General features: G+C 77.1%; 15 protein-coding genes. 5 read left to right on the forward strand and 10 right to left on the reverse strand.

Annotated elements, in window-relative coordinates:
- Positions 1 to 7: 7 nt before the first annotated feature.
- Together CHB98_RS04020 and CHB98_RS04025 are read left to right on the forward strand one after the other, a co-directional pair.
- Positions 8 to 1360, forward strand: coding sequence for an MFS transporter (locus CHB98_RS04020; protein ID WP_089304326.1), 1353 nt, complete (start codon positions 8 to 10; stop codon positions 1358 to 1360).
- Between the two features lie 308 nt (positions 1361 to 1668).
- A complete protein-coding gene (locus CHB98_RS04025) occupies positions 1669 to 2013 on the forward strand; it encodes an RNA polymerase-binding protein RbpA (protein WP_089304327.1) in 345 nt (114 codons plus the stop codon).
- 213 nt (positions 2014 to 2226) lie between these two features.
- Here CHB98_RS04025 and CHB98_RS04030 read toward each other — a convergent pair whose 3' ends face one another.
- The 4 genes from CHB98_RS04030 to CHB98_RS04045 form a co-directional block, all read right to left on the reverse strand.
- The gene (locus tag CHB98_RS04030) at positions 2227 to 2769 is read right to left on the reverse strand and encodes an FxsA family protein (protein WP_089304328.1); all 543 of its coding nucleotides are present in this window, start codon (positions 2767 to 2769) and stop codon (positions 2227 to 2229) included.
- Between the two features lie 44 nt (positions 2770 to 2813).
- The gene (locus CHB98_RS04035; RefSeq protein WP_245820918.1) at positions 2814 to 3596 is read right to left on the reverse strand and encodes a polyprenol monophosphomannose synthase; all 783 of its coding nucleotides are present in this window, start codon (positions 3594 to 3596) and stop codon (positions 2814 to 2816) included.
- 5 nt (positions 3597 to 3601) lie between these two features.
- Positions 3602 to 5206 carry an apolipoprotein N-acyltransferase gene (lnt, locus tag CHB98_RS04040; RefSeq protein WP_089304330.1) on the reverse strand — a complete coding sequence of 535 codons (1605 nt, stop codon included), beginning with the start codon at positions 5204 to 5206 and terminating at the stop codon, positions 3602 to 3604.
- 123 nt (positions 5207 to 5329) lie between these two features.
- Positions 5330 to 6847: an amidohydrolase gene (locus CHB98_RS04045; RefSeq protein WP_089304331.1), complete on the reverse strand. Its 1518-nt coding sequence runs from the start codon at positions 6845 to 6847 to the stop codon at positions 5330 to 5332.
- A gap of 128 nt (positions 6848 to 6975) precedes the next feature.
- Here CHB98_RS04045 and CHB98_RS04050 point away from each other — a divergent pair, with 128 nt between their 5' ends.
- Positions 6976 to 7506, forward strand: coding sequence for a GNAT family N-acetyltransferase (locus CHB98_RS04050; protein ID WP_089304332.1), 531 nt, complete (start codon positions 6976 to 6978; stop codon positions 7504 to 7506).
- A gap of 1 nt (position 7507) precedes the next feature.
- Here the strand turns inward: CHB98_RS04050 and CHB98_RS04055 are convergent, their stop codons facing one another.
- Both CHB98_RS04055 and CHB98_RS04060 read right to left on the reverse strand, forming a co-directional pair.
- On the reverse strand, positions 7508 to 8368 hold the full coding sequence (locus tag CHB98_RS04055; RefSeq protein ID WP_089304333.1) for a lysophospholipid acyltransferase family protein: 861 nt from the start codon (positions 8366 to 8368) through the stop codon (positions 7508 to 7510).
- A 35-nt stretch (positions 8369 to 8403) separates the two neighbouring features.
- Complete coding sequence (locus CHB98_RS04060) at positions 8404 to 9558, reverse strand: glutamate--cysteine ligase (RefSeq protein ID WP_089304779.1); 1155 nt, start codon at positions 9556 to 9558, stop codon at positions 8404 to 8406.
- 134 nt (positions 9559 to 9692) lie between these two features.
- On the opposite strand from CHB98_RS04060, the gene CHB98_RS04065 reads away from it, so the two are divergent.
- On the forward strand, positions 9693 to 10550 hold the full coding sequence (locus CHB98_RS04065) for a hypothetical protein (protein WP_089304334.1): 858 nt from the start codon (positions 9693 to 9695) through the stop codon (positions 10548 to 10550).
- A gap of 115 nt (positions 10551 to 10665) precedes the next feature.
- Here the strand turns inward: CHB98_RS04065 and CHB98_RS04070 are convergent, their stop codons facing one another.
- A complete protein-coding gene (locus CHB98_RS04070; RefSeq protein ID WP_245820919.1) occupies positions 10666 to 11784 on the reverse strand; it encodes an Rv2578c family radical SAM protein in 1119 nt (372 codons plus the stop codon).
- A 53-nt stretch (positions 11785 to 11837) separates the two neighbouring features.
- Complete coding sequence (locus tag CHB98_RS04075; protein WP_245820920.1) at positions 11838 to 12983, reverse strand: M24 family metallopeptidase; 1146 nt, start codon at positions 12981 to 12983, stop codon at positions 11838 to 11840.
- A gap of 68 nt (positions 12984 to 13051) precedes the next feature.
- On the opposite strand from CHB98_RS04075, the gene CHB98_RS04080 reads away from it, so the two are divergent.
- Entirely contained in the window at positions 13052 to 13969 is a 918-nt protein-coding gene (locus tag CHB98_RS04080; protein ID WP_089304782.1) for a 5'-3' exonuclease, read from the forward strand.
- Positions 13970 to 13973: 4 nt separating this feature from the next.
- On the opposite strand, the gene CHB98_RS04085 is transcribed toward CHB98_RS04080, so the two are convergent.
- Together CHB98_RS04085 and CHB98_RS04090 are read right to left on the reverse strand one after the other, a co-directional pair.
- Positions 13974 to 14516 (reverse strand): DUF4333 domain-containing protein, encoded by a 543-nt coding sequence (locus CHB98_RS04085; RefSeq protein ID WP_089304335.1) that lies wholly within the window; start codon positions 14514 to 14516, stop codon positions 13974 to 13976.
- Between the two features lie 60 nt (positions 14517 to 14576).
- A complete protein-coding gene (locus CHB98_RS04090; RefSeq protein ID WP_089304783.1) occupies positions 14577 to 17435 on the reverse strand; it encodes a DEAD/DEAH box helicase in 2859 nt (952 codons plus the stop codon).
- Positions 17436 to 17512: the final 77 nt, after the last annotated feature.

The following is a 17512-nucleotide window of genomic DNA, read 5'->3' on the forward strand; positions in this document are numbered from 1 at the left end:
TGCGGCCGTGACGACCGCCGCCACCACCGGGCACCCGCCGCCCCCGGCCGACCAGGCCCTCCGCCGCGAGCGCTTCGGCTGGTACTCCTACGACTGGGCGATGTCGGTGTTCAACACCAGCGTCACCACGGTCTTCCTGGGCCCGTACCTCACCGCGGTGGCCGAGGACGCGGCCGGCCCCGACGGGAGGCTGGGGTTCCTCGGGCTGGGCATCCCCCCGGGGAGCTGGTTCTCCTACGTGCTGTCGGCGTCGGTGCTGCTGCAGGTGCTGGTGCTGCCGCTGACCGGGGCGGTCGCCGACCGCACCGGGCGCAAGCGCCAGCTGCTGGCCGGCTTCGCCACCCTGGGGGCGCTGGCCACGACCGGGCTGTTCTTCGTCGCCGACGGCCGCTACGTGCTCGGCGCGGTGCTGTTCGTCGTGGCCAACATCAGCTTCGGCGCGGCCACCGTCGTCTACTACTCGTGGCTGCCCGACCTGGCCGGCCCCGAGGAGCGCGACGTGGTGTCCAGCCGCGGGTGGGCGTTCGGCTACGTCGGCGGCGCGCTGCTGCTCGCCGTCCACCTGGGCCTGGTCCTCGGGGCGCCGTCCCTGGGCCTGAGCACCGGGGAGGCGGTGCGGATCTGCCTGGCCACCGCCGGCCTGTGGTGGGGGGCGTTCACCGTCTTCACCGTCTCCCGGCTGCGCAACCGGCCGGTGCGCGGCGCCGCCGGGCGCCCGCGCAGCGGGTTCCACCAGCTGGCGACGACGATGCGCGAGATGCGGGCCTTCCCGCTGACCCTGTGGTTCCTCGGCGCCTACCTGCTCTACAACGACGGCGTCCAGACGGTGATCTCGCTGTCGGCCACCTACGCCGTCGAGGAGCTGGACCTGGAGCAGTCGGTGCTGACCGGCGCGCTCCTCATGGTCCAGGTGGTGGCGATCGCCGGTGCGCTGGGGCTGGGCCGGCTGGCCGCCCGCTACGGCGCCAAGCGGGTCGTGCTCGGCGCGCTGCTGGCCTGGATCGGCGTGCTGGTCGCCGCCTTCTCCCTGCAGGCCGGCGCGGTCGGGCAGTTCTACGCGCTGGCCGCCGTCATCGGCCTGGTGCAGGGCGGCACCCAGGCGCTGTCCCGGTCGCTGTTCAGCCACCTCATCCCGGCCGGCAAGGAGGCCGAGTACTACGGCTTCTACGAGATCAGCGACCGCGGCACAAGCTGGCTGGGCCCGCTGGCGTTCGGGCTGACCTACCAGCTGACCGGCTCCTACCGGCTGGCCATCGTCAGCCTGGTGGTGTTCTTCGTGGCCGGCTTCGCCGCGCTGGCCGCGCTGCCGGTCCGCCGCGCCGTGCTCGCCGCCGGCAACACCCCGCCGGAGCGCCTGTGACGGCCCTGCCCCTGGACCCGGCGCCACCCTGCTGTCCGTCGTCCCCGCCGCGGGAGGACCGGACCGTCGTGGTGGCCGGTCCGCGGCAGCTGCCCCTCCCCTGAGCGGCGCCGGGAGGCCCGGGACTCCCCCGTCAGGGGGGGCGTCGGCGGTCGCAATACCACCCCATGCGATGATTCGGGACCGATTGCGCGGAATCTCTTCGCGAACTCTGTCGTTGGTCCTCGTGATCCCGCCGCTCAGTGGGTAGTGACCTGCTGCGACGGTGCGTACGGACCACCACCATCAGCACGAGAGGACGGTGTGCCATGGGCGAGCGTTCCCTGCGGGGCAGCCGACTGGGCAGCGTGAGCTACGAGACCGAGCGGAACACCGCGCCGATCGAGCGGCAGTACGCGGAGTACCGGTGCCCCTCGGGCCACCTGTTCACCGTGCCCTTCGCGGACGACGCCGAGCTCCCCGACACCTGGGAGTGCAAGTTCGACGGGTCGGCCGCCAAGCTCGTCGGGGGCACCGAGCCGGCCCCCAAGAAGGTCAAGCCCCCGCGGACGCACTGGGACATGCTCCTGGAGCGCCGCTCGGTGGAGGACCTCGAGGAGGTCCTGGCCGAGCGCCTCGAGGTGCTCCGCGGCCGGCGCACCCGCGCCAGCTGAGCGACCCGCACGACGCAGGACGGCCCCGGTGGGATCCCCACCGGGGCCGTTCCGCGTCTCGGGTCCGGAGCCCGTCCCCTCGCCCGGCCGAGCGGTCCTCGCCCGTTGGTCATGGAGTTGTTGCGGGAGACACGCGCGGTGACACGCCGTCCGGTCGGGCACCCACCCCATGACCAACTCAGCGAGACGGGCGGGGGCGACCCCCCGGCCCGGTCAGGCGCGGTCGTCGCGGACCGGTTCGTCCCGCACGACCTCGCCCTCGATGACCAGCGGCCGCCCGAGCCCCGAGGCGTGCGACCCCGAGGCCCGCGGCCCGGCGCCGGGCGGGCCGCCCGGGTACCGGGCCCACTCGGCGCGGGCGCTGCGCACCCGGACCGGGCCGCGCAGCTCGACCGGCAACCGGGACACGACGGCCCGCGCCAGCAGCCCGCGCACGAGGAACCGCGTCGGCGGCAGCAGGCACAGCAGCCCGACGACGTCCCCGATGAAGCCCGGCAGCACCATGAGCAGGCCGCCGGCGGCGATCAGCCCGGCGTCGCCCAGGGCGCGCCCCGGCGGGCGCCGCTCGCGGGCCCGTTCGCGCAGCTCGGCCAGTGCCCGGGTGCCCTGCCGGGCCAGCAGCGCCCAGCCCAGGGCGGTCGTGCCCAGGGCGGCCAGCAGGGTCCAGCCCACGCCGATCCAGGAGGACACCAGGACGAGGACGACGACCTCGGCCACGACCCACAGGGCGGCCAGCACGCGCACGCGGTGTCCCACGGCTCTCCCTCTCCCCCGCACCGGCCCGCGGCCGCCGGGTCCGCTCACCGGACCCCGGTCGACCGCCCGCCGTCGCGGACGCGTCCGGGCACGGGACGGCGGACCCGGCCCGGCAGCCGGTCGGCCAGCCGGTCCTGCAGGCCCCACCAGGTGACCCGTACCAACGCCTCTTGAACGATCGAACGGCTCATCTTGCTCCTGCCGTACGCCCGCTCGGTGAAGGTGATGGGCACCTCGACCACTCGGGCGCCGGCCCGGACCGCCCGCCAGGCCCAGTCCACCTGGAAGCAGTAGCCCTGGCTGGCCACGTCGTCGAACGGCAGCCGGTCGACCAGCTCGCCGCGGACCGCGCGGAAGCCGCCGGTCGCGTCGGCCAGCGGCAGCCGCAGTGACCAGCGCGTCCAGGTGTTGCCGGCCCGGGAGAGCAGCAGCCGGTGCAGCGGCCAGTCCTCCACCGCGCCGCCGGGGACGTACCGGGAGCCCAGCACCAGGTCGGCGTCGGCGAGGGCGGCCAGCAGGCCGGGGAGCTGCTCGGGGTGGTGCGAGCCGTCGGCGTCCATCTCCACCAGGACGTCGTAGCCGCGCTCCCGGCCCCAGCGGAAGCCGGCCACGTACGCCGGGCCCAGGCCGGTCTTCGCGGCCCGCCGCAGCGCGTGCACCCGGGGGTCGCGGGCGGCCAGCTTCTCGGCGAGCTCCCCGGTGCCGTCCGGCGAGCCGTCGTCCACCACGAGCGCGTGCGCGTCCGGGACGCTGGCGTGCAGCCGCTCCAGAGTGGGCTCGAGGTTCTCCACCTCGTCGTAGGTGGGGACGACGACGAGTACCCGCATGCCGCTCATGCCGCCGCCCGCCCGGCCCGCCGGCGGCGCAGCCCCGGCCCGGCCACCGCGAGCAGCGCGCCGGCGCCCAGAGCCGCCAGCAGCCACTCGGGACCGGCCCCCAGCCACTCGGCGGGGGTGGCGGTGTCCCGCTGCGCGATCTCCTCGACGAACACCGCGGACTCGAACAACCTCGAGGAGGCGGCCAGCGAGCCGTCGGGGGCGATGACCGCGGAGATGCCGCTGGTGGAGGCCAGAGCGACCGGGCGGCCGAACTCGACCGCCCGCACCCGGGCGGCGGCGACCTGCTGCTCGCTCTCGGCGGTGTAGCCGAAGGTGGCGTTGTTGGTCTGGACGACGATCATCCCGGCGCCGGCCCGGACGCCGTCGCGCACCAGGCCGTCGTAGACGACCTCGAAGCAGATGACGTCGGCGACCCGCGCCCCGCCGAGCTCGAGCAGGCCCACCTCGTCGCCGGCGGCGAAGTCCCGGCGGACCAGGTCGACCTTGTCGCTGAACAGCCGGAAGAAGTCCCGGTGCGGGATGTACTCGGCGAACGGGACGGGGTGCCGCTTGACGTAGGTGTCCCCCGGCCCGGTCTCTGGGTCCCAGACGACCGCGGTGTTGCTGACATACTCCCCCGGCCCGCCGACGACCGCCCCGACCAGGATCGGTGCGCCGATCGCCCGCGCGGCGGTGGTGATCTGGGCGGCCGCGTCGGCGTTGCGGTAGGGGTCGATGTCGGAACTGTTCTCCGGCCAGACGACGAGGTCCGGCCGGGGCTGCTCGCCGGCGGCGACGGCCTCGGCGAGCGCGACCGTCTGCCCGACGTGGTTGTCCAGCACCGCCCGGCGGCGGGCGTTGAACTCCAGGCCCGGCTGGGGGACGTCGCCCTGGACCACCGCGACCGTCCGCACCGGCCCGCCCTCGGTGAGCGAGGACCCGGGCAGCGGCAGCCAGGCCAGCCCGCCGAGCGCCGGGACGGCCAGCGCGCCGGCCAGCGCCAGCGCGGCACCCCTGCGCGCGCCGCGGGCCGACGACCGGGCGGCGGCGGCCAGCAGCGTGCCGGTGAGGGCGATCGCGAAGCCGACGAGGGGCACCCCGCCGTAGGCGGCGAACGCGAGGAACGGGCCCTCGGTCTGACTCAGCCCCAGCCGGCCCCAGGGGAACCCGCCGAACGGCACCCGCCCGCGCAATGCCTCCTGGGCCACCCACAGCGCGGCCGCCCACAGCGGCCACAGCGGCAGCCGGGACGTGGCCGCCGTCGCCGCGCCGAGCAGCGCCAGGAAGACCGCCTGCGCGCCGGCCAGCGCCAGCCACGGGACGGCGCCGACGAAGATGCCGCTCCACGACAGCAGCGGCACGAACCAGCACAGCCCGCAGACCAGGCCCAGCCAGGCGCCGGCGCGGGCACGCTGCCCGGAGACGGCCAGCGTCAGCGCTGCCGGCCCCAGCGGCGCCAGCCACCACAGCGACCACCCGGGGAAGGCCAGCAGGAGCAGCAGCCCGGCGGCGGCGGCCAGCGCGGTGCGCCAGGGCAGCCGCCGGGGGGTCCGCGCCCGGGCCGGCCCGGCGGCCCCGGCAGGCCGCGGCAGGGTGCCGGTCGGTGTCGCTGACGGCACCCGCGCCTCCCTGCACCCGTGCGGCCGGGGACCCCCGGCCACTGACCTGACCCAGCATCCCATCCCGATCACCGCGCGTGGCTCCCGCGCGCGGGAGGGCACGCGGGAACACCGTCCGCGCCGCTACAGCGGCTGTAGCGAGTGACCACCGACGACCAGCAGTCGGCAGGCGGGGCGGCTGCGGCCGGCGAGGACGGCCGACAGCGTCTCCCCCGTCGCCCACAGCGCCAGGTCGGCCGGCGCGCCCACGGCGAGCGGCCCCTGCGGGTGCTCGGCGCGGGCGGCGTACCAGCCGCCGTGGGTCGCGGCGTCGAACGCGTCGAAGGGCCGCAGCCCCGACGCCGGCGTGCGGTGGTCGACCGCGGCGTGCACCCCGCCCCACGGGTCCAGCGGGGTGACCGGGGCGTCGCTGCCCAGGGCGAGCGGCACACCGGCGTCGGCGAGGTCGGCGAAGGGGTTGGCGGCCAGCGCGCGGTCGACGCCGAGCCGCTCGGCGTACATGCCGGCGTCCCCGCCCCAGGCGGCGTCGAAGGCCGGCTGCACGCTGGCGACCATCCCCCACTCCCGCATCCGCCCGACGGCGTCGGGACCGGTCAGCTCGACGTGCTCCAGGCGGTGCCGGCAGGCGCGCACCGCGGCCGCGCCGAGCTCCTCGACGACGGCGCCGACGGCGGCGAGCACCTGGTCGACCGCGGCGTCCCCGATGACGTGGAAGCCGGCCTGCACGCCGGCGCGGGTGCAGGCGCGGACGTGGTCGACCAGCGACGACGCGTCGAACCTCAGGTGCCCGGCGGTGTCGGGCCGGTCGCTGTAGGGCCGGTGCAGCGCCGCGGTGTGCGAGCCCAGCGCGCCGTCGCAGAACAGGTCGCCCCCGGCGCCGGCCAGGCCCAGCTCGCGCACCACGTCCAGCCCGCCGCGCTCGGCGAGCTCGCCCCAGTAGCCGAGCACCCGGGGCCCGGGCTCGGCGGCGGCGAGGGCCAGCAGCCCGGCGAGGTCGTCGGCGCCGGACACCTCCGGGCCGGCCATCTCGTGCAGGCTGCCGACGCCCAGGGCCGCGGCCGCCGCGCGGGCCGCCCGCTGGGCGGCGCGGCGCTGCCCGGGGTCCACCGCGCCGTAGGCGGCCCGGCGGGCGGCGTGGTGGGCGTCCAGGCGCAGCTGCCCGCCGGGGTCGGAGCCGGGCATCCCGGCGATGCCCGGCACCCGGTCCAGCAGCGCCGTGGAGACCGCCGCGGAGTGGACGTCGACCCGCGCCAGGTAGGCCGGCCGGTCGCCGACGGCGGCGTCCACGTCGTGCCGGGTGAGGCCGCGGCCCTCCGGCCAGCCGGTCTCGTCCCAGCCGGTGCCCAGCAGGATCCCGGACGGCGTGGCAGCGGCGTGCGCCCGGAGCGCCGCCACGGCGTCCCGGAGGCTCAGGCTCGAGTGGAGGTCGAGGCCGGTGAGGGCCAGGCCGGTCGCAGTGGCGTGCACGTGGGCGTCGACGAACGCCGGGGTGAGCAGCGCCCCCTCCCCCGCGACCCGCCGGTCGGCGGCCGGTGCACCGGCGGCGTCGCCCAGCCAGGCGACCCGGCCGTCCCGCACCAGCAGCGCCCGGCCGGCGCGATCGCCCACCGTCACGTCGGTGACCAGCAGGCTCTCGGTCACAGGCCGCCCCTCCGTCGCGGGCGCCGTCCGCGCCCGGGGAGGAAGGACACCACGGCCCCGTCCGCGGCCGGTGGGCGGGGTCCGGCGTCCGGTGGCCGCCGCGGGGTCCCGGCGGTAGGCAGGACGGCGTGGGGGCCGACGGTCCGGAGCTGCGCACCGCCCGGCTGCGGCTGCGCGCCTGGACGACCGGCCGGGCGGACCTGGCGCGCCTGCTGGACCTCTACGGCCGCGACGAGGTCACCCGCTGGCTGGGCGGCCCGCCGTCGGTGCCGCCGCTGGAGCTGGTCGCCCGCTGGCGTGCGGTCGGCCGGGCCGACGGCCGCTCCGGCGTGTGGGCGCTGGAGGTCGCGGGGCACGGGACGGTGGCCGGCACGGTGCTGCTCAAGCCGCTGCCCCGCGGGGTGGGCGAGGTGGAGGTCGGCTGGCACCTGCACCCGGACAGCTGGGGCCGCGGCTACGCCACCGAGGCCGCGCGGGCGGTGGTCGACCGGGCCTTCGCCGCGGGACTGCCGGAGGTCTACGCCGTCGTCCGGCCCGGCAACACCGCCTCGGCGGCCGTCTGCGCGCGGCTGGACATGACCCCGTTGGGCCGGGTGCGCCGGTGGTACGACGTCGAGCTCGACGCCTTCCGGCTGGTGGCCCCGGCGGTGGTGGAGTAGCTCAGCGGGTCGGGCGGCGGCGCACCAGGGCCCTGATCCGGCCCAGCGGGCTCGTCCGGGGGCGGGTGCCGCGCACGTCGCCGTGGTCCAGCCGCGCGGCCTCCTCCATCGTCGGCGCCGTGCCGCCCAGGTGCGCCGGCTGCCACCACCGGTCCTCCGGGCCGGCCGGCTGCTGTGGGTAGGTCCGCTGCGCGTGGTCCACGAGCTCCTCCATCGCCGCGCGGATGCGCTGCAGCAGCCGGCGCGGCTCCTCCCCCGGCTCGGGGTGGATCGGCTCGCCCAGGACCACCGTGACCGCGACGCCGCGCCGCAGCTCGATCGGGTGGTGCTTGGTGAACACCCGCTGGCCGCCCCACACCGCCGCGGGGAGCACCGGGACGCCCGCGTCGATCGCCATGCGCGCCGCCCCCGCCTTGAGGTCCTTCACGCGGAAGCTGCTGCTGATCGTCGCCTCCGGGAAGACGCCGACCACCTCGCCGTCCTTGAGCGCGCGGACGGCGAGGTCGAAGGCCGCCGCCCCGGCCCGGCGGTCGACCGGGATGTGGTGCATCGACCGCATGAGCGGCCCGGAGACGCCGTGACGGAACACCGACTCCTTGGCCATGAACCGCACCAGCCGCTGCCGCGGCAGCGCGGCCAGCCCGAGGAAGGTGAAGTCCAGGTAGCTGACGTGGTTGCTGCAGACCACCGCGCCGCCGGTCGCCGGCACGTGCTCGGCGCCGCGGACGTCGAAGCGGAAGCCGAGCAGCCGGAACGCGACGAGCACCAGCCGGATGACCGTCCGGTAGGCGCGGTCGCGGGGGTCCGGGCGGCGGCCGAAGAGGTCCCGGCGGACGGCGTCGCGCCAGCGGGCGGTGTGCATGGCGGGACAGTAGCCGCCGTCCCCCGGCGCCGCCCTCAGGAGTGGGTCGCCTCCACCGCGGCGCGCACGACCGCGGTCAGGTCCCCGGTCTGCGCGAACACCCGCCGCTGCAGGTCCGCGCCGGTGCCCCGGTCGAGGACGGCGGCGACCCCGTCGGCCACCCGCCGCTCGTCGCCGGCGGTCGCCAGCGCGGGCCGCACGTGCCCCAGCAGCGCGGTCACCACCTCCACCGCCGGTGCGGGCCGGCCGGTGGCCGGGTGCACGAGGTCCCCGCCCAGGCCGGAGCGGCTGGCCCGCCAGGCGGCCATGCGCACCACCTCGCTGCGGACGGCGGGCGCCGGAAGCCCGGCCCGCCACTCCCCCGCCGCGGTCTCCACCAGCCCGCGCACCAGGCCGGCGAGGGTGACCGCGTCCTCGGCGTGCAGCGCGACGTCGGCGACCCGCACCTCCACCGTGGGCCACCGCTCGGACAGCCGGGCGTCGAAGTAGACCATCCCGGCGTCCACGATCGTCTCCGTCGCGAGCAGGTCCGCGACCAGCCGGTGGTAGCCGGCCGCGTCGCCGAACAGCTCGTTGGGGCCCGAGGACGGCCAGCGGCCCCACGCCTGGGCCCGGTAGCTGGCGTGGCCGCTGTCCTCGCCCAGCCAGAACGGCGAGTTGGCGGTGAGCGCGGTCAGCACCGGCAGCCAGACGCGGACCCGGTCGAGCACCGCCACGCCCTCCTCGTCGTCCTCGACCGAGACGTGCACGTGGCAGCCGCAGGTCAGCTGGTCGGCGGCGGTGAGGCCGAAGGTGTCGGCCATCCGCGCGTACCGCCGCCCGGGGGTGTCCAGGGGTTCCACGCGCACCGGGGAGCTGGCCAGCGCCGCCACCCGGGCGCCCGCGCCGCGGGCCGCTGCGTCCGCCCGGTCCCGCCAGTGCCGCAGGTCGCCGGCGACGTCGTCCAGGGCGGTGCAGACGCGGGTGCCGAACTCCAGCTGCTGGGCCTTCAGCTCGGGCACCAGCCTGCCGACCGGGTCCGCCGCCGCGTCGTCCTGCTCCTCGGCGCGGTCGTGCTCGGACACGGTCTCGCCCTCCCCCCGGCCGGCCGCCACCTCGAGCGCGGCCGGACCCAGCGGTACCGGCCGCCCCGCGGGGTCGACGACCAGCAGCTCCTCCTCGACGCCCACCGTCCGCACGGCGACCAGCATCGTCACCGGGCGGGATCGCCGCGCGCCGGCGCCCACCACCGGGTCGGTCGTCGCGGTGGCTTTCCCTGTCGGTGTTGGTCTTCCTCCTGTGTGTATTTTGCTCACTTGTTCGGCATAACGGTAGTGTGCACGGCATGGTCGCCCGTTGGACGCCGCCCCTGCCCGCGATGCCGGCCCCGCCACCGGAGCGGGCCTGGCAGCGCCTCCCCGTCCCGCCGGGCTACGAGGTGCAGTGGCGCCGGCTGGTGGACGCCGCCCTCGAGGTGGGCATGGGCCCCGACGCCCTCGCCGAGGAGGGCATGGACCCGGTCGCGGCGGCGCGCGGCTGGAAGCCGGCCACCGTGGCCCTCTACAGCAAGGTGGCCCGGTACGGCGGCATCGCGCTGCCGACGGTCCGGACGCCGGAGCCCGACCCGCTCACCCTGGAGCTGCGGCCGCTGTCCCAGGTGCGCAGTGAGGACCCCGAGCACCTGCGCACCGTCGCGTGGTGCGCGCTGGCCCTGGGCTGGCCGGCGACCGTGGGCCAGTTCCGCACGCTGCGCCGCGACCAGGTGTCCCCCACCGCCCGGCGGGTCGTCGTCCGCACCGACGACGGCGAGTGGTCGGTGCCCGGCGCGCTCACCGCCTGGCACGCCTGGGAGGACTGCCGGGCCCGCTTCCCCGCCCTCGCCGACAGCCCGTGGGTGCTGCCCGCACTGCGCCGCGGACCCGGCCCGGCCTCGGCGGTCGGCGCCCGGCTGTCCAGCCAGGCGCTGCAGGTCACCTTCGCCAAGCACGCCGTCCGGACCGCCCACCACCTCCGGCTCACCGCCCCCCCGTCCCGGCGCGAGGAGGTCGACGCGCTCGCCGTGCAGTACCTGACGCTCTCCTACGACTCCTACCGGCGCCTGGCCCTCGCGGCGGGAGCCGAGCCGGTCGCCCCCCGCGGGGCCGTCCGCGCCCGGCGCAGCATCGCGCGGGCCGCCCGGGAGGCCATCGGCCGCCGGGCCTGACCTGCGGCCGTTCTCCCCGTCGTTGCGTGTGCCGTCTTCCCGGTGATGGTGACGCGTCAGTTGGGGATAACGGCAGTACGCCGCGCGGGGCCCGCCCGTGCTGCCACCACCGGCCTCAGAGCAGCGTCAGCTGCTCGACGGCGGGCGGCGGCGCCGGCCGCGACCGCGGGGCCGCCGGGCGGGTCGCCGGCAGGCTGCCGGCCGGGAAGTCGCTGTCCCCGTCGCCGGGGATGCCCGCCGGTGTGCCGCCGGCGCCGCGGGCCGCTCCCCCGGCCTGCCGGTCCAGGCCGTGCCGGGCCAGCAGCGGGGCGACCCGCTCGGTCAGCCGGCTGCGGTACTCCGGCGCCGCGAGCGCCCCGCGGCGGTAGAGCTGCCGGTAGCGCGGGACGAGCTGCGGGTGCTCGCGGGCCAGCCAGGCGGAGAACCACTCCCGGGCGCCGGGGCGCAGGTGCAGCGGGACGACGGTGACACCGGTCGCGCCGGCCTCGGCGATGTCCCGCAGGGTGGCGTCCAGGTCGGCCGGCCCGTCGGTGAGCCCGGGCAGCACCGGGGCGAGGAAGACCCCGCAGGGCAGGCCGGCGTCGGTGATCGCCCGCACCAGCTCCAGGCGGGCCCGCGGGCTGGGCACCCCGGGCTCGAGCGAGGCGTGCAGCGCGTCGTCCCGGACCGCCAGCGAGACGCCGAGCCCGACCGGGACGTCGCGGGCCGCGGCGGCCAGCAGCGGCAGGTCGCGCCGCAGCAGGGTGCCCTTCGTCAGGATCGAGAACGGCGTGCCCGAGCCGGCCAGCGCGGAGACGATGCCGGGCATCAGCCGGTAGCGGCCCTCGGCGCGCTGGTAGGGGTCGGTGTTGGTGCCCAGCGCCACGTGCTCACGCCGCCAGGAGGGCCGGGCCAGCTCGCGGCGCAGCACGTCGGCCAGGTTGGTCTTGACGACGACCTGGGTGTCGAAGTCCCGGCCGGTGTCCAGCTCCAGCCACTGGTGGGTGCTGCGGGAGAAGCAGTACACACACGAGTGACTGCATCCGCGGTAGGGGTTGATCGTCCAGCGGAACGGCATGGGCGAGTCGCCGGGCACCTCGTTGAGCGCGCTGCGGCTGCGCACCTCGTGGAAGGTCAGCCCGGGGAACTCCGGCACCTGGACGCTGCGCAGCAGCCCGCGCACCGACGGCATGCCGGGCAGCGTCCCCGGCTCGTCGGCGTCCAGCCGCTGCGCGTCCCACCGCATGCCGGCCATCCGAACACATGTTCGACCAGGTGTCCAGCCGGGCCCGCGCGGGCTCCCCGGGGTCAGCCGGGGAGGACGGCGAGCTCGCGGGGCCCCACGTTGAGTGCGGTGACGCCGTCGTCCGTGCAGACGACGATGTCCTCGATGCGGGCCCCGCAGCGGCCGGGCAGGTAGATGCCCGGCTCCACGGAGAAGGCCATCCCGGGCTCCAGCGGCAGGTCGTTGCCCGCGACGATGTAGGGCGCCTCGTGGGTGTCCAGCCCGATGCCGTGCCCGGTGCGGTGGATGAAGTACTGCCCCCACCCGGCGGCGGCGATCACGTCGCGCGCCGCGGCGTCCACCTGCTCGGCGGTCACGCCGGGGCGGACGGCGGCGGTCGAGGCGGCCTGGGCCTGCTGCAGGACGGCGTACCACTCCGCGACCTCGGCCCCGGGCGCCCGGCCGACGGCGTAGGTGCGGGTGCAGTCCGACCGGTAGCCGGTGGCGGTCTGCCCGCCGATGTCGACGACCACGACGTCGCCCTCGGCCACCTGCCGCCCGGAGAGCTCGTGGTGCGGGCTGGCCCCGTTGGGCCCGGACCCGACGATCGTGAAGTCCACCGCCACGTGGCCCTCGGCGAGGATCGCCGCGGCGATGTCCGCGCCCACCTCCGCCTCGGTGCGGCCCACCCGCAGCCACTCGCCCATCCGGGCGTGCACCCGGTCGATGGCCGCGCCGGCCGCGGCGAGCTCGGCCACCTCCGCCGGCGTCTTCACCCTCCGCAGCCGGTCGAGCACCGGGCTCGCCAGCTCCAGCCGCGCGCCGGGCAGCGCGCCGGCCACCCCGAGGGCGTGCAGCGCCCAGGTGCGGTCCCCGACGGCGACCCGCGCCGGTGCGGACCCCAGGCGGGCCGTGGCCACGTGCGCCAGCAGGGCGAACGGGTCGTCGGTCTCGTCCCAGGCCAGCACCTCCAGGCCGAGCCCGCCGGCCGGGCTGGCCCGCACCATCGGCGCCTCGAGCCGGGGGACGACGAGGAACGGCTCGCCCTGCCGCGGGACCGCCAGCGCGGTGAGCCGCTCCATCGCGTGGGCGTCGTAGCCGCACAGGTAGCGCAGGTCCGAGCCCGGGGTCGTGACGAGCAGGTCGACGCCTGCCGCGGCGGCCAGGTCGCGCGCGGCGGACACGCGGTCGGGGGTCACCAGCGGCGCGGCGGCGATCGGCGTGGGCACACTGCGCAGCGTAACCAGGGGCTGGGACCGCGGGCGCCGGGTCGTTACCGTCCCGGGTCGTGACCACGATGCTGCTGGACGCCGCGAGCCTCTACTTCCGGGCCTTCCACGGCGTCCCCACCAGCGTCACCTCCCCCGACGGGCGCCCGGTCAACGCCGTCCGCGGCTTCCTGGACATGACCGCCCGGCTGGTCGGCGCGCACGCCCCCGGCCGGCTGGTGGCCTGCTGGGACGACGACTGGCGGCCGGCGTTCCGGGTCGCGGCGCTGCCGTCCTACAAGGCGCACCGGCTGTCCCCCGACGGCGGCGAGGAGGCGCCCGACGAGCTCGCCCCGCAGGTGCCGGTGCTGGTCGAGGTGCTCGCCGCGGCCGGCATCGCGCGGGTCGGCGCCCCCGGCTACGAGGCCGACGACGTGATCGGCACGCTGGCCACCCGCGCCCGGGGCCCGGTGGACGTGGTCACCGGCGACCGGGACCTGTTCCAGCTGGTGGACGACGAGCGCGGCGTGCGGGTGCTCTACACCGCCCGCGGGATCGGCGACATCGAGCTGGTCGACGAGGCTGCGGTGACCGCGAGGTACGGCATCCCCGGGCGGTCCTACGCGGACTTCGCGGTGCTCCGCGGGGACCCAAGCGACGGCCTGCCCGGCGTGGCCGGCATCGGCGCCAAGACCGCCGCCGCGCTGGTCACGGAGTTCGGCGACCTGGCCGGCGTGCGGGCGGCCGCCGCGCGCACCGTCGTCCCGAAGCCGCCCCTGACGGCCGCGGTGCTCAAGCGGCTGCACGCGGGCGCGGACTACCTCGACGCCGCCCCCGTGGTCGTGGCCGTGGCCCGGGACGTCGACCTGCCGGCGGTGGACGGTGCGCTCCCCCGCCGTCCGGCCGACCCCGGCGCGCTCGCCGGCCTGGCCGCCGCGCACGGCATCGGGTCCTCGCTGCGCCGGCTGGGGGCCGCCCTGGGCTGGCCGGCCGACGCGCTCGGCTAGGCGCTCAGACCTCCTCCCAGGTGTAGGCCGCGGTGTCCTCGTCGGTGATGACGATGCGCAGGGTGACCGGCTCGTCGTCGGCGGTGGTGCCGGTGCACTCGTAGGCCGCGCCCTGCTCGACCTGCATCTCGTCGTCGCAGCTGAGCTCCACCGCCACGCCCTCGCGCCGTTCGAACTGCTCGGCGACGGCCTCCTCGACCGCGCCGGTGTCCAGCACGGTGTCGCCGAGCAGCCGGGCGGCCACGACGGCGACCAGCAGCAGCACCGCCGGCACGACGATGCCGGTGACCAGGCCGCGGCGCGGCGGGCGCGGGCCGGCCGGCGGCGCCGTTCCCCGTGGCGGCCCGTCCGGCTGCCAGGGGTACGGCTGCTGGGGGTGGCCGGGGCCGGGACCCGGCGGGCCGTACGGACCCGGTGCCGGCGGGCCCCAGCCCGGCTGGGGGGCCGCCGGCTGCTGACCCCACGGCGGGGCCGGCCACGGCGGCGGCTGCGCCCCCGCTGGGCCGGGCTCGCCCGGCGGGGGGCCGCCGTGCGGCGGGTGGGTCATCGTCGCTCCCGTCGGGGGTCCGCAGGGCACCGGAGCCGGGCCGATGGTGCCACGCCGGCCTCAGCCGCCCACCGCGACGGCGACCACGCCGCGCCGGACCCGCTCCACCGCCGTCCGGGCGGTGGCGGCCAGCGGCCTGTCGGCGACCTTCGCCAGCTGGTCCAGCAGGTCCAGCAGCTGCCGGGCCCAGCGCACGAAGTCCCCGCCGGACAGCTCCGTGCCGGCCTGCTCGGCGCCGGCCAGCACCCGGTCCAGGCTCTGCCCGTCGGTCCAGCGGTAGGCCGCCCAGGCGAAGCCCAGGTCCAGGTCGCGGGTGGGCGGGACGCCGTGGTCGAGCTCGACGTCCTGCAGCCGGGAGCGGATCCGCCGCATCTCCCCGATCGCCGCACCGGCGCGGCCGCTGGGGACGGCGGGTTGGCCCGGGGTCTCCCGCCGGGCCTCGAAGACGACCGTGGACACCGCCGCGGCCAGCTCGGCGGGGGTCAGCCCGCGCCACACCCCCGAGCGCAGGCACTCCGCGACCAGCAGGTCCGCCTCCGACCAGATCCGCGCCAGCCGCCGGCCGTCCTCGGTGGCCACCGGGGACTCGTCGGCGACCTCGTGGTCCACCGGGTCGGCGCCCTCCACCAGCGACGGCGCCGCGGGGTCGGGCACCAGGTAGCCCAGCTCCTCGAGGACGTCGCAGGTGCGGTCGAACTGGCGGGTCAGCGAGCCGGTGCGCTCGGCCATCCGGCGGTGGGTCGCCTCGGCCTCCCGCGTCGCGCGCAGCCAGCGCTCGGCGGCGCGTACCCGCTCCTCCCGGTCGGGCAGGGCGTGCACGGGGTGCGCCCGCAGCGCCCGGCGCAGGTCGTGCAGCACCGGGTCGTCTGCGGCCGCCGACCGCTGCCGGACCCGCCGGGCGCCCAGGTCGTTCTCCACCCGGGCGTTGCGCAGCGTCGCGGCCAGGTCGCGGCGGGCGTGCGGGCTGCGGTGGTTGAAGTTCCTCGGCACGCGCACCCGGGCCAGCGCGGACACCGGCGTCGGGAAGTCGACGGTGCCCAGCCGGCCGGCCCACTTGTCCTCGGTGAGCACCAGCGGGCGCGGCTCGCCGAGGTCGGTGACGCCGGGGTCCAGGACGACGGCCAACCCCTGCCGCCGTCCCGACGGCACCCGGATGACGTCCCCGGGGCGCAGCGCGGCCAGCGCGTCGGAGGCCTCCAGCCGGCGCTTGGCGGCCGAGTCGCGGGACAGCTCCTTCTCCCGGTCGGCGATCTCCTGGCGCAGCCGCGCGTACCCGGCGACGTCACCGCCCGCGGACTGCATCTCGGCGGCCCAGCGCCCGGCGTCCTGCTCGTGCCGCGCCGCGGCGCGGGCCAGCCCGACGACCGACCGGTCGGCCTGGAACTGGGCGAAGGAGGAGGCCAGCAGCTCGCGCGCGCGGGCCCGGCCGAACGAGCTGACCAGGTTGACCGCCATGTTGTAGCTCGGCCGGAAGCTCGACCGCAGCGGATAGGTGCGGGTGCTGGCCAGCCCGGCGACCACCGCCGGGTCCGTGCCCGGCGCCCAGACGACGACGGCGTGCCCCTCCACGTCGATGCCCCGCCGGCCGGCCCGGCCGGTGAGCTGGGTGTACTCCCCCGGCGTCACGTCGACGTGCGCCTCGCCGTTCCACTTGACCAGCCGCTCCAGGACGACGGTGCGCGCCGGCATGTTGATCCCCAGCGCCAGGGTCTCGGTGGCGAAGACCGCCTTGACCAGGCCGCGGACGAAGCACTCCTCGACGGTCTCCTTGAACGCGGGCACCAGGCCGGCGTGGTGCGCGGCGATCCCGGCCAGCAGGCCCTCGCGCCACTCCCAGAAGCCGAGGACGTGCAGGTCCTCCTCGGGCAGCGAGCCGGTGCGCTCGTCGACGATCGCGGCGATCTCCGCGCGCTCGTGCTCGTCGGTGAGCCGCAGCCCGGCCCGCAGGCACTGGTCGACCGCGGCGTCGCAGCCGTTGCGGCTGAACACGAAGGTGATCGCCGGCAGCAGGCCGTCGCGGTCCAGCCGCTCGATGACGTCGGGGCGCGCCGGCGGCCGGTACCGCGGCTTGTGCCAGTCGCCCCGGTCGCGGCGGGCCCCGCCGTTCCCGCCGCCCCAGGAGTCGATCCGCCGCTCGTACTCGCGCACGTAGCGCACCAGCTCGGGGTCCACGACGCTGGCGCCGCGCTCCCGGGTGGACTGCCCGCGCGGGGTGTCGCCCTGCTCGGCGGCGTGCGCGGCCGGGCGGAGGCTGAACAGGTCGAACACCCGGTTGCCGACCAGCATGTGCTGCCACAGCGGGATCGGCCGGATCTCGCTGACCACCACCTCGGTGTGGCCGCGGACGGTGACCAGCCAGTCGGCGAACTCCTCGGCGTTGCTCACCGTCGCCGACAGCGACACCAGGGTCACCGAGGCCGGGAGGTGGATGATCACCTCCTCCCACACCGCGCCGCGGAAGCGGTCGGCCAGGTAGTGCACCTCGTCCATGACGACGTAGCCCAGCCCGTCGATCGCCGGGGACTCCGCGTAGAGCATGTTGCGCAGCACCTCGGTGGTCATCACCACCACGGGCGCGTCGCCGTTGATCGCGTTGTCGCCGGTCAGCAGGCCGACCCGGGCCTCGCCGTAGCGGCCGACGAGGTCGTTGTACTTCTGGTTGGACAGCGCCTTGATCGGGGTCGTGTAGAACGCCTTGCGCCCCTCGGCGAGGGCCTTGTGGACGGCGAACTCCCCCACCACCGTCTTGCCGGCGCCGGTCGGGGCGCAGACCAGGACGCCGGCGCCCCCGTCGAGGGCCTCGCAGGCCTGCACCTGGAACGGGTCGAGGGAGAAGCCGAGCTCCGCGGTGAAGTCGGCCAGCGCGGGATGGGCGCTCCGCCGCCGGGCAGCCGCGTAGCGCTCAGCGGGGCTGGACATGCCCTCCACGTTAGGCGTGTCGCCGCCGCACGGCGCGTCCGGTGCATCCCGCGCCCTAGTTGGGGATAACGGTCGTG

Source organism: Geodermatophilus pulveris (assembly GCF_900188375.1).
GTDB classification, from domain to species: Bacteria; Actinomycetota; Actinomycetes; order Mycobacteriales; family Geodermatophilaceae; genus Geodermatophilus; species Geodermatophilus pulveris.

Coding starts and splice junctions, on each gene's coding strand:
- CHB98_RS04070 (WP_245820919.1), bottom strand. CDS start 11,784: ATGGCCGGCATGCGGTGGGACGCGCAGCGGCTGGACGCCGACGAGCCG.
- CHB98_RS04060 (WP_089304779.1), bottom strand. CDS start 9,558: ATGCTGGTCGCCGTGCGGACGGTGGGCGTCGAGGAGGAGCTGCTGGTC.
- CHB98_RS04035 (WP_245820918.1), bottom strand. CDS start 3,596: ATGCGGGTACTCGTCGTCGTCCCCACCTACGACGAGGTGGAGAACCTC.
- CHB98_RS04025 (WP_089304327.1), top strand. CDS start 1,669: ATGGGCGAGCGTTCCCTGCGGGGCAGCCGACTGGGCAGCGTGAGCTAC.
- CHB98_RS04055 (WP_089304333.1), bottom strand. CDS start 8,368: ATGCACACCGCCCGCTGGCGCGACGCCGTCCGCCGGGACCTCTTCGGC.
- CHB98_RS04085 (WP_089304335.1), bottom strand. CDS start 14,516: ATGACCCACCCGCCGCACGGCGGCCCCCCGCCGGGCGAGCCCGGCCCA.
- CHB98_RS04065 (WP_089304334.1), top strand. CDS start 9,693: ATGGTCGCCCGTTGGACGCCGCCCCTGCCCGCGATGCCGGCCCCGCCA.
- CHB98_RS04090 (WP_089304783.1), bottom strand. CDS start 17,435: ATGTCCAGCCCCGCTGAGCGCTACGCGGCTGCCCGGCGGCGGAGCGCC.
- CHB98_RS04080 (WP_089304782.1), top strand. CDS start 13,052: ATGCTGCTGGACGCCGCGAGCCTCTACTTCCGGGCCTTCCACGGCGTC.